Source organism: Enterococcus sp. 12F9_DIV0723, from assembly GCF_002174375.1.
In the GTDB taxonomy this organism is placed as follows: Bacteria; Bacillota; Bacilli; order Lactobacillales; family Enterococcaceae; genus Enterococcus_A; species Enterococcus_A gilvus.
Window position 1 is genome coordinate 1239987 of record NZ_NIBK01000001.1, and the last position, 8462, is coordinate 1248448.

The 8462-nt window shown below is 39.0% G+C and carries 9 protein-coding genes; 8 read left to right on the plus strand and 1 reads right to left on the minus strand.

Going from position 1 to position 8462, the window contains the following annotated elements; all coding sequences use genetic code 11:
* The first annotated feature begins 133 nt into the window (after positions 1-133).
* Both A5868_RS06020 and A5868_RS06025 read left to right on the plus strand, forming a co-directional pair.
* Positions 134-982: a sialate O-acetylesterase gene (locus A5868_RS06020; RefSeq protein ID WP_086304357.1), complete on the plus strand. Its 849-nt coding sequence runs from the start codon at positions 134-136 to the stop codon at positions 980-982.
* Between the two features lie 11 nt (positions 983-993).
* The gene (locus A5868_RS06025; protein WP_086304355.1) at positions 994-1527 is read left to right on the plus strand and encodes a PadR family transcriptional regulator; all 534 of its coding nucleotides are present in this window, start codon (positions 994-996) and stop codon (positions 1525-1527) included.
* A gap of 87 nt (positions 1528-1614) precedes the next feature.
* Here A5868_RS06025 and A5868_RS06030 read toward each other — a convergent pair whose 3' ends face one another.
* A complete protein-coding gene (locus tag A5868_RS06030; protein ID WP_010781074.1) occupies positions 1615-2295 on the minus strand; it encodes a DUF1003 domain-containing protein in 681 nt (226 codons plus the stop codon).
* Positions 2296-2551: 256 nt separating this feature from the next.
* Between A5868_RS06030 and A5868_RS06035 the strand changes: the two genes are divergently transcribed.
* The 6 genes from A5868_RS06035 to grpE all read left to right on the plus strand — a co-directional run bounded on the left by A5868_RS06035 (position 2552) and on the right by grpE (position 8451).
* The gene (locus A5868_RS06035) at positions 2552-2827 is read left to right on the plus strand and encodes a hypothetical protein (protein ID WP_086304353.1); all 276 of its coding nucleotides are present in this window, start codon (positions 2552-2554) and stop codon (positions 2825-2827) included.
* Positions 2828-3303: 476 nt separating this feature from the next.
* The gene (locus A5868_RS06040) at positions 3304-4197 is read left to right on the plus strand and encodes an LCP family protein (protein ID WP_010781071.1); all 894 of its coding nucleotides are present in this window, start codon (positions 3304-3306) and stop codon (positions 4195-4197) included.
* Positions 4198-4410: 213 nt separating this feature from the next.
* Complete coding sequence (locus A5868_RS06045) at positions 4411-5295, plus strand: LPXTG cell wall anchor domain-containing protein (RefSeq protein ID WP_086304351.1); 885 nt, start codon at positions 4411-4413, stop codon at positions 5293-5295.
* Between the two features lie 275 nt (positions 5296-5570).
* Entirely contained in the window at positions 5571-6719 is a 1149-nt protein-coding gene (gene hemW / locus A5868_RS06050; RefSeq protein WP_086304349.1) for a radical SAM family heme chaperone HemW, read from the plus strand.
* 121 nt (positions 6720-6840) lie between these two features.
* On the plus strand, positions 6841-7881 hold the full coding sequence (hrcA, locus tag A5868_RS06055) for a heat-inducible transcriptional repressor HrcA (RefSeq protein WP_010780987.1): 1041 nt from the start codon (positions 6841-6843) through the stop codon (positions 7879-7881).
* 33 nt (positions 7882-7914) lie between these two features.
* Positions 7915-8451, plus strand: a complete 537-nt coding sequence (gene grpE / locus A5868_RS06060) for a nucleotide exchange factor GrpE (protein WP_010780986.1) — start codon at positions 7915-7917, stop codon at positions 8449-8451.
* The last annotated feature ends 11 nt before the right edge of the window (positions 8452-8462 follow it).

An 8462-nucleotide genomic window follows, 5' to 3' on the forward strand; every position in this document is an offset into this window, starting at 1 on the left:
ATAGAGAGCTTTTTTAGTATCTTTAATTGTCTAATCAAATATATTTTGCCAAGAAAAGTCGGATTAATTTATAAAGTTGACACTATAGTCTAATTAGACTATAGTAAGCTAAATAGAAATTGATGTGCATAAAATGAAATCCATTTTATTAATTGGACAATCAAACATGGCTGGTCGCGGGTACGTAAAGGATGTACCCGCAATCTATAACGAAAATATCCAAATGTTGCGTAATGGGCGGTGGCAAATGATGGCAGAGCCCATTCATTTTGATCGTGAGGTAGCAGGTGTTGGACCGGCGGCTTCGTTTGCAGCTGCTTGGTCACTGGATCATCCAGATGAAAAATTAGGATTGATCCCTTGTGCGGAGGGCGGCAGTTCCATCGATGAGTGGGCTGAAGATCAGATTTTGACGCGCCATGCGTTGTCAGAAGCAAAATTTGCGATGGAATCCAGTGAATTGATTGGGATCTTATGGCATCAAGGCGAGAATGATAGTCTGAATGGTCTCTACAAAGAGTATGCGCAGAAATTGAAGGCTGTTTTCGCTCATTTTCGGCAAGAACTTGGGTTGCTTGCGTTACCAATCATTGTTGGTGAACTGCCCAATTTTCTTGGCAAAAGCGGCTTTGGATTGAGCGCGACGGAATTTAAGGAAATCAATCAGGAGACGAAGAAAGCCGTAAGCGAAATAGATAATTGCTATATCGTCAGTGCTGAAAAGTTGAAAGCCAATTTAGACGGTATCCACATAAGTGCTGAATCACAACGACAGTTCGGTATTCGGTATTACGAAGCCTTTGACAAGCAAATGGATATCCAACATTCGTTAAACACTGAAGACGAAACACTAAGTAAAATTTATGGGCGAGAAACCATGAAAAATGAAAAAATTTATTTATTAAGTCGTGATTTTGCTCTTGGAGAAATAACGTACCAAACATTTATCGAAAGGTTCACTGAGGTCTCAAACGAATCATAGGGGGAAAACGAATGATACCACTGTTGATTTTAGGACTGTTGCAAGAAATGCCGGAATCTTATGGCTATGAATTATTGGCTGAGATGAAGGCCAATTATTTTCAATACTTTGTTCGATTTACAAAAGGTTCCTTCTATTATAATATCCAACAACTTGAAGAGAAACGAATGATCGAAAAAGTGCAGTCTACGGAACGACCTGAAGAAAAAGAAAAGAATCGATATGTGCTGACAGAATTAGGTAAGAATGAATTCAAGCGACTATTTTATAAATACGGGAGTAAAAGTGAACCAATCACTTTTCCCTTTTACACGTCCATGCTTTTTGCGAATCAACGTCGGCCCGACGAGATCCAACAATTGCTGCAAACACAAATTCAACAAACAAAAGAAAAAATTCGTTTAATCGACGACGCCCTAAGCTCTTCGAAGCAACTGCATTCTAATTTTGCTAAAATGATGGAAAACTCTAAGCGTCACCACGAAGTCAATCTAGAATGGTTTCAGGAACAACTGGTTGATTCTCTAAAGGAACCATCAGAATAATCAAACAGCCGAACAACTATTTCCTAACGTCTTTGACAGAAGGATAGTTGTTCGGCTGTTTAGTTAATTGTCTTACTTTATTTGTGACTACATTTCACGCGTCTTTTGATTTTGTTGAGTGATTTCTTGCAAAAGTTCAATTTGCAGTTGCTGTAATTCAATAAGATGCTGCCATTTCGATGCCATTAAATAATCGATTTTTTCATGGAGAAGGTGAATCTCCACTTCGGATTTAACATTTACTTCATAATCATTGTCTGCTTCTACTCGATCACGGTCAGTTTGTCGATTTTGGCTCATTAAGATGATTGGCGCTTGAATAGCTGCCAGACAAGATAAGGCTAAGTTCAATAAAATATAAGGAAACTTGTCAAAAGGTTCAAAAAACAGAGGAAGTGTGTTTAGCGCGATCCAAGCTGCTAGAACAACGATGAAAAGAATAATAAATGTCCAGCTTCCGCCAAATTTTGCGATGCCATCCGCGACTCTTTGCCCGAAAGTTTCCTTTGTTTTTAAGGCGTCATTAACGTTTTTGATGTGTACTTGCTGCGTCCGGATTTTATGTTTCAACTCATGGTCAAGCTGTTTTGAAGTGGAGACCTCATTTTTTAATTGTTCATTAAGGGATTGAAAACGATAGTTCAACAAGCTTAAATAAGAAATCGATGTTTGCGAGGTCAGAGTGGGCTCCTTCTTAAGAATAAATGTTTGAAGTTCTTTTTCCAGCTCGGAAATCTTATAGTGTTGATCGGATGGATTGTCAGTCATAAGAATCACCTGCTTTTTTTAAAATCATAGCACGAGTCACAAGTTATTGAGTGATAGATGCTTGAAAAACTTTTGGCTGACCAATCAAATTAGGATGTAGGATCAAAAAAACAGGAATTATAAACAAAAAGAATCCTAAGAAAACACAGAGAAGATACGTCTCGTTAATTTTCTTTTCTTTTTTTTAAGTTGTTGGTTGGTAATCTTATCTTATAAACATTCTCTTTTTGTTATACTGAAAGAGGGGGTGATCGTGATGGATCACTTGAAAAATATCTGTTGCTTTGCACCCATAATGGTGTATGCGACACAGGAAGTTGAAGGAAAAGTGAATACACTCTGTTTAGAGCTGGTCACGCTTGCGGCAAAGGGTTGGGGTGTGAGCGAGCTGTATGAGTATGCCTTAAAACACGGAAGTGCTATTGACGGAACAGAGATGGTGCTATCAGCAGATTCGAAAGGAATAGTACTCATCTTTCGGCCAGAAAGAAAGAAACAGTATTTAGAAGAAGCCAGCAGTATCTATTTTTGAGTTCATTTTTTTAAAATAATCGGTCGAACGTATTCGGATCAATGACGAATCAACAAAATGAGTAAAGGGACTAATTGAGTAGTCCTTTTTTTAGTTATCTAAATGTAAAAGTATTCTACTTCCTACAGGAATCAGGACACCGTAAAAACGAGCAGGCGATGTCTATGAGGAACCCGCTAATAGTTCAAATCACTTTTCAAATGAAAAGAAATAGCGATAAATACTTTACATTTGAAAAGTAAAAATGATAATTGCTTTCAATTTGTTAAGTCAATTGTATAAATTGAAAGAATGTGAAAGGGCTATGAAGTCTACAGGTTTCTTCAAAAATTCTTAAAATAGTAGAAATTATGGCAACAAAATCATTTTTAGTTTACACTGAGTGAATGATAGAACAATAGATAGAGATCAACGAACCTCTATGACTTTTTGTAAGGGGAAAGATTGATTTTTTATGGTGAAGAGAGGCTGTTTCTATGAAAGTATTCAAACGTGTCTTATTAGGTGTTTTAGGTGTTTTATTGATTTTTGAGTGTTACCTCATTTTTTCCTTTGTTCAGGGATATGAATCAACAAAGCATCATCAAGCAAAGGATAACATTCATTTTAATGGGGAAGAGGCACCGGACCAGAATGATTTGAATATCTTGATCATAGGAACTGACTCGCGTGGGGAAGATCGCGGACGGTCGGATTCCTTAATGATCGCCCATTATGATCAGAAGAAGCAACAACCAAAGCTCGTATCCATCATGCGAGACAGCTATGTCGATATCCCTGGTCATGGGAAAGATAAGATAAATGCGGCTTATTCCTACGGCGGCATTGAGCTAGTTCGAAAAACGCTGAAAGAAAATTTCGATATGCCGATCGAGTACTACGTCACGATTGATTTCGATCATTTTAAAGAAGCGATTGATAGTCTTTTTCCAAAGGGTGTAACGATTGACGCAGAGAAAGATTTGGATTTAGACCAAGTATTCATTAAAGCAGGCAAGCAAAAAATGGATGGCAATACACTGTTGCAATACTCCCGTTTTCGCGAGGATGAGGAAAGCGATTTTGGTCGAATCCGCAGACAGCAGCAAGTGATTTCCGCAATTTCTCAACAGGTGACTGATGTTACTTCGTTAAGTAAGCTGCCGAAAACCACTGGGAAGCTGCTAGGTTATGTCGATACGAATTTACCTGAAAGTACCATTCTTAGTGTGGGAAAAGATTTTGCATTAGGAAATACGGAAAAGGTTGAGACACTGGCTGTCCCGATTGACAAATCTTGGGAATTCAATAATGATACTCCAAGTGGCAGTGTTTTAGAGCTGGATACGGAAGCAAATGCAAAAGCTATCAAAAAGTTTTTGACTGAATAAAGTATATTATATAGTAAGAATTTTAAAACCAACGGTCATGCTGTTGGTTTTTTTTGCGTATGAATGTAACTGGAAAAATTTTGAGAAGATTGGTTCAAATAGTCCAAGTTGAGTATCATGAAATTTCGATTTTTTAGACAAAATCTAAGATTTGTTTATTCACACTTTTCAATAACAGTGTTTATAATGGTTCTCGAGAGGAATGAGTAAACTATGAATCACGTTACACGGATCGTTTCTTTTGCAGGTGTTGCCGCAGGGTTGCTTCTATTTAATGGCGCTGTTTCCGCCGATACGATGGGGTCAGAGCAACACACTGCAAGGGACACGACAGAGACAACAAGTACTCCGTCTACTGAAGATCTGGCAAAGAACCAAGCAGCCATCGAAGAAGCGATAAAGGCAGCCCAACAGCAATTTGAGGCGCGGCAAAAGCAGATTGCTCAGGAGCTCGCTGATGCTCAGCAACGGGCTGGAAAACGACATCAAGAGAATCACACTGATTTTGAAAACCTCCAAGAGCAACTCGATCAACACCATGCCGATGTTCAAAAACATGTGAAGGAAGTAAATGATCAAATACAAAAGGACCATGGCAACATTGAGAATCAATGGTCACAAGCCCAAAAACGCTTAGATCAGGCGAGGGCAGAATGGCAGCAAAAAGTTGCGGATGCTGAGAAATTACAACAACAATTAGATGCGGATCGAGCAGCTATTGAAGAGAATAGTGCAGCGGTAAAAAATGGTGCGCAAGAACTGAAGGGACAGTTGACAGAAGGTGCGAACCAAGCACAAGCAACCATTTCTGATGCAAAAAATCGTACGAAAGATGTGAAAGACTCCGTCGATCGAATAAAATCGATCATTGATTCTGCCGGAAACGATCTTTCTGCTGCTAATACAAAGGCCATCGCTCCTTCTACAGCGTCAACTGCACAAGCAGCCACGAATACTGCCGCGAAGGAAAAGCAGCCGATTCAACAAAAAGAATACCCTAGGACAAGTGATCAACCGAATGTTCTTCTTTCTTTAGTGGGAATCGGACTGGTTAGTAGCAGCACTTTCGGATGGTATGTTATCCGTCGCAGACAGTGATCATATTGAATCTTAAAGGAACGACCGAATGTAAAGTCATTCCGAAAAATACTTAACAAATGTAAAGTCAGAAGCCTTTAAACTTTCAATATGTAAAGTTTTAAGGCTTTTGACTTTTTATATGAAAGCGATGTTTTTTAGTTTTGAAGCTCATAGGTAGGAGATAGTCGTTTAAAATTTTTTTCTATGAATGTCTTTAGTAATGAGTCAAATGCTTCAAATACTGTCAATTGTGGTAAAATACCTGTGTTACTAAAAGCAGAAAGAGGGACATAATGACACACTCTACATCCGCATATATCCACATTCCATTTTGCGAACACATTTGCTACTACTGTGACTTCAACAAAGTTTTTCTTGAAGGTCAGCCGGTAGATGAATACATAGAAGCTTTATTGAAAGAATCCCGTCTTTCACTGAGTGAACATCCGATCGAAAAGATGGAGACACTCTATATTGGCGGAGGAACCCCAACGTCTTTGAATGCCGCACAGTTGGACCGGCTATTCGGTGGATTAAGAGAAATCCTTCCTTATGAGAACGGAGAATTCACTGTGGAAGCCAATCCAGGGGATTTGTCCGCAGAGAAATTAGATGTGATGCGTAATTTTGGCGTCAATCGGATATCTATGGGCGTCCAAACGTTTGATGATCGGTTACTTAAAAAAATTGGCCGTAAGCATAATGCGCAAGACGTGTACGACACCATTCAACTTTTAGAAAAAAAGGATTTTAGAAATGTAACGATTGATTTGATTTATGCGTTGCCAGGTCAAAGTTTAGAAAGTTTCCGCGATACCGTGGAGCGGGCGTTGGCTTTAGATCTGCCGCATTACGCACTTTATTCCCTGATTTTAGAAAATCAAACGATGTTCATGAATTGGGTGCGACGAGGAAAAATGCATTTGCCTGAACAAGAAGTAGAGGCCCAAATGTATGCTGAAACAATTGAAGCAATGGAGAAAGCTGGACGAATGCAATATGAGATCAGTAATTTTGCTAAGCCAGGGTTTGAGAGTAAGCATAATTTAGTTTACTGGAATAATCAAAATTACTTTGGGATCGGGGCAGGAGCGAGCGGCTACTTAGAAAATCGACGCTATAAAAATCGCGGGCCGATTCAACATTATCTGAAGTCTTTGAATGACGATCGTCTTCCAATTCTTGAAGAGGAACACTTATCTGAACGAGAGCAAATTGAAGAAGAAATGTTCTTGGGCTTAAGAAAAATTTTAGGAGTTGAAAAGGCGGTTTTTGAAGCCCGTTTTAAGCAGTCAATAACCGATGTTTATGGTGACGTAGTTGAAAAATTAAAGCAGCAAAAGCTGATTACAGAGACCGATACCAGCATCCATCTGACCAAGACAGGATTGTTTAGAGGCAACGATGTTTTTGAAGAATTTTTATTGAATAAAAACGATTAGCACTCTCTGCTGCAGAGTGCTAATTTTTTGTTTTTTTCACTTGACTTCTATAGGAGATGTGGTATATTAATAATCGAGTTAGCACTTAAAAAGAAAGAGTGCTAACTAAAGGATGAGATGAATGTTAACGGAAAGACAAAAACTGATTCTCAGCTTGATCATCCAAAACTTTACCCATACGGGACAACCAGTTGGGTCGAAAAGTTTAATGGAAGAAGGCGTAAAAGCAAGTTCCGCGACTATCCGTAACGACATGAAGACCTTAGAAGAATTAGGCTTGCTAGAAAAGACTCATTCCTCATCAGGAAGGATTCCTTCAGCTCTGGGATATCGCTATTATGTGGATCATCTACTAACGCCGATAAAGGTGAGTAATCAAGAAGCAGATCAAATTCGCAGTTCGTTAAAGAAAGATATTCATGAGATTGATGATATTATTCAACAATCCGCAAGAATACTTTCGCAGGTTACCAGCTATACGGCATTTTCACTCGGCCCTGAAATGAAAGATCGGACGTTAACAGGATTTAGGATCGTTCCATTGAATGATCGCCAAATTTTAGCAATCATCGTTACTGACAAAGGGAATGTTGAAAGCCAAGTTTTTCGTATTCCTGAGAATGTTGACAGTCAGGACTTGGAGAAGATGGTTCGAATCATCAATGATCGTTTAGTGGGACAGCCTTTAATGAGTGTCTATCAGAAATTGCGAACAGAGATTCCAATGATTTTACATCGCTATTTTCAAACCACTGATGGCATCAGACATTTGTTCGATGTGATTTTAAATGAGGCGTTTGAAGATAAAGTCTTTGTTAGTGGGCGAATGAATATTTTAAATTTCAATCCCGATCAGGACTTCGATCATGTAAAGTCAATGTATTCACTGATGCAGAATTCGGATGAATTGACACAATTATTGCTTCCCTCAGATGACAATATCCATGTACGGATCGGTACGGAGTTAGGCAATGATTTGTTTGATCATTTAAGTATGATTCAAGCAAATTATGAAATTCGCGGACATGGCCGAGGAACGATCGCATTGTTAGGCCCGACCTCGATGCCGTATTCAAAAATCTTCGGATTATTGGATGTATTCCGATACGAGTTGACAAATGCATTGGATGATTATTATCGTTCTTTGGATTTATATCACTAGAAACGATTCCTAAAAAGAAAGGAAGTACGCGTAGTGGCAAAAGAAAAGAAACATGAAGTTGAAGAAGAAGTTGAAGCGGAAGAAACAATGGAAACTGAAGAAATCGATATCCCAGAAGTTTCTGAAGTAGAAGACTTAACAAACAAGTTCAGTGAAATGGAAGATAAATTCTTGCGAGCTCGTGCTGAGATTGCAAATATGTCTAACCGTAACAAAAATGAGCGGGAACAGTTAATCCGTTACCGTTCGCAGGATCTTGGGAAAAAATTATTACCAGCGATCGACAATTTGGAGAGAGCCTTAGCAACGGAAGTGACAGATGATCAAAGTGCCAGCCTGAAAAAAGGGGTAGAAATGGTACTTGAGAGTTTGACCGTTGCATTGAAAGAAGAGGGGATCACAGAGATCAAAGCTGAAGGTGAAACCTTCGACCCGAATCTTCATCAAGCGGTTCAAACAGTTCCAGCAGAAGACGACGTAGCACCCGAAACGATCGTCAATGTTTTACAAAAAGGGTATCAACTACACGACCGAGTATTGCGTCCCGCAATGGTCGTTGTCGCTCAATAAAGTATTCTACT

What these genes read in the sequence shown, in the direction of transcription:
- A5868_RS06020 (WP_086304357.1), top strand. Translation starts at nt 134, where the DNA reads ATGAAATCCATTTTATTAATTGGACAATCAAACATGGCTGGTCGCGGG.
- A5868_RS06025 (WP_086304355.1), top strand. Translation starts at nt 994, where the DNA reads ATGATACCACTGTTGATTTTAGGACTGTTGCAAGAAATGCCGGAATCT.
- A5868_RS06030 (WP_010781074.1), bottom strand. Translation starts at nt 2,295, where the DNA reads ATGACTGACAATCCATCCGATCAACACTATAAGATTTCCGAGCTGGAA.
- A5868_RS06035 (WP_086304353.1), top strand. Translation starts at nt 2,552, where the DNA reads ATGGATCACTTGAAAAATATCTGTTGCTTTGCACCCATAATGGTGTAT.
- A5868_RS06040 (WP_010781071.1), top strand. Translation starts at nt 3,304, where the DNA reads ATGAAAGTATTCAAACGTGTCTTATTAGGTGTTTTAGGTGTTTTATTG.
- A5868_RS06045 (WP_086304351.1), top strand. Translation starts at nt 4,411, where the DNA reads ATGAATCACGTTACACGGATCGTTTCTTTTGCAGGTGTTGCCGCAGGG.
- hemW (WP_086304349.1), top strand. Translation starts at nt 5,571, where the DNA reads ATGACACACTCTACATCCGCATATATCCACATTCCATTTTGCGAACAC.
- hrcA (WP_010780987.1), top strand. Translation starts at nt 6,841, where the DNA reads ATGTTAACGGAAAGACAAAAACTGATTCTCAGCTTGATCATCCAAAAC.